The 2,360-nt window shown below is 76.9% G+C and carries 2 protein-coding genes; both read right to left on the reverse strand.

What is annotated here, in order from left to right; all coding sequences use genetic code 11:
* Positions 1 to 770, reverse strand: a 770-nt coding sequence (gene eccB, locus D0D15_RS35620; RefSeq protein ID WP_115945100.1) for a type VII secretion protein EccB, incomplete at its 3' end; no start/stop codon positions are given.
* Positions 771 to 773: 3 nt separating this feature from the next.
* Positions 774 to 2,147 (reverse strand): type VII secretion integral membrane protein EccD, encoded by a 1,374-nt coding sequence (eccD, locus tag D0D15_RS35625; RefSeq protein WP_094005434.1) that lies wholly within the window; start codon positions 2,145 to 2,147, stop codon positions 774 to 776.
* Between the last annotated feature and the right edge of the window lie 213 nt (positions 2,148 to 2,360).

Raw genomic sequence — 2,360 nt, forward strand, 5'->3', positions numbered from 1 at the left:
GCCCGCGGGGGAGCCGATCGCGCCGATCCGCCCGCCCCGGCCGTGCGGATCGGCGCGATCGGCTCCCCCGCGGGCAGCACGTCCACCACCGCCATGGCCGTCCGGGTCCGCGGCACCGACTGCAACGCCAGCCCCACCGTCACCGTGTCGGCCTGCCGGATCCGGTGCCGGTAGCCGTCCGCGATCAGGTACTGGTCGCCGCTGGCGGGCACCTCGGCCAGCGCCGCCCCCGCCGGCCGTCCCCCGGGCGCCCCGGCGCCGACCAGCAGCACCGACTCGTCCACAGTGGACCCGCTGGGATCCGGGACCGGACGCGAGCACAGGCTCCACCCGCCGGTGAGCAGCTGCTCCGGGCCGGGCAGGGCGTCCGGCGCGCCCGGGATCCCGATCTCCGGGCCGCGCGGCACCCCGGCCAGCGAGTTGCGCGACACCGACACCGTCTCGGCGCGCTCCCCCAGCGCCAGCAGCGCCGAGGCGTAGTTCGCGACGGGGTGCAGCACCCCGTTCAGGTACACGTACCGCGCCCCGGTCTCCTTGGCCACGATCACCGCGGGCCGGTCCCGCCACGTCGTGTTGCCACCGGGCTTGACCAGTCCGTACACCCCGACCGCGACCAGGGCGAGGATAGCCAGCACGATGCTGCCGATCGCGGCCCCGCCCGGGCGGCGGAACGGCGGCTGCTCCGGATCGGGCTCCCGCGTCACCAGCGCGGAAATGGCCCGCTGCGCGAGGAACTGGTGCGCCTGCAGCAGGTCGCGTTTGGACGCCATCGCTCACCCACCCAGCCCGCGGACCAGCCCGTACACCCCGAGCACCGCGCACAGCACGGGCACGCAGGCGAGCACGATCGCCACCTCCAGCAGCTCGGCGTACCGGCCGAAGAACGGGCTGGGCAGCCGCTTGCTGTGGCTCAGGCCGGTCAGCACGGCCAGCCCGCCGACCACGATCAGCACCGGCGCGGTGATCACGAACGGCAGCCGCGCGCCGGGACCGCAGGCGAGCGCGCCCGCCGCGACGACCCCGGCGAGCAGGAGCGGCGCCCGGTGCCGCAGCGCCGGGTAGAGCCGCGCGCGCAGGCAGAACCCCACCGCCAGCACGGACAGCAGCACGACGACCGCGGTCCCGGCCTCCCGCGCGACGACGCACAGGCACAGCACGGTGACCGTGGCCGCCCCGGCGATCATCCCGGTCAGCAGCTGGTCGGCACGCAGGACCGCGGCGTAGACCGCTTTCCGGGGCGGTTGCGGGTCGTCGCGCACCAGGTCCGCGGTCGTGCGCGGCAGCACCGGCATCGGCACCCGGCCCAGGCGGATCGCCAGCGGACCGAACAACGGGGAGAACAACAGCACCGCCACGGCCGCGATCGCCGCCCCGTCCACGCCGTCCAGGACGTCGGTGGTCGCCGGCCACGACGCGAGCGCCCCCACGACGCTCGCGGTGAGACCGGCGACGAACACCTCGGCGCGCTCGACCACGGCCAGCTGCCCGAGCACCGAGGCGATCAGCAGCGCCGAGCAGCCGCCCAGCACGTGCGGCGCCCCCAGCCCGGCCGGCTGCGGCCCGCCCGCGAGCAGCAGCGCTCCCCCGGTGAAGGCGAACGGCAGCGCCAGCGCCGCGACGGCGGCCCCCGCGCCGGCGTCGCCGAGCGCCCTGGCCATCGCGGTGCCCGCCGCGAGCAGGACCACGGCGCCCCCGAGCGCGGCCCACGCCGCGGTCCCCCACGGCGGCCCGGCCCGCACCACCGCCACCAGCGCGAGCACGGTGGCGAACGCGCCGGTCAGCAGTCCCGCCGCGCGGGTGTGCACCGGCCCCCAGAGCCGCCCGGTGCGGCCCGCTCCCTTGGCGATCGTGTCGGCGAGGTCGTCGTACTCCAGGTCGGGCCAGTGCAGGCTGCGGGACACCAGGTGCAGGACCTCACCGTCGCGGATCCCGTAGGTCGCCAGCGCCCGGCCGAGCTCGAGCACCGTGCCGTCGCCGCGGCGCAGCAGCCAGCCCCCGCCGGCCACCCCGTCGTCGGGCAGGCTTTCGCCGGCCCGGCGCAGCAACCCCGGCAGGATCTCCCCCACCGGCGAACGCTCCGGCAGCGCGAGGTCGATCCGCCGCGCGGGTGCGTCGATCGTCACCCGGACGAGGTTCGTCGTCGTCATGGCCCCCACCCTGGGCTCGCGGGCGCTCCGGCGGAACGGATCCGGCAGGTACCGGCCACGGCGCTGGTTGTCATCGGATCCTCATGTTGGGACCGGCATGGTGATCGGCATGCTCCCGACGACGACCGCGCAGCAGCGACAGCACCCCGTCGCCGCGGCCACGCCCAGCGCCACCGGGCAACCGGTAGCCCCCCCCCCCGCCGCCCCCCGGAC

This window comes from Amycolatopsis thermalba (assembly GCF_003385215.1).
Lineage (GTDB): Bacteria > Actinomycetota > Actinomycetes > Mycobacteriales > Pseudonocardiaceae > Amycolatopsis_E > Amycolatopsis_E thermalba.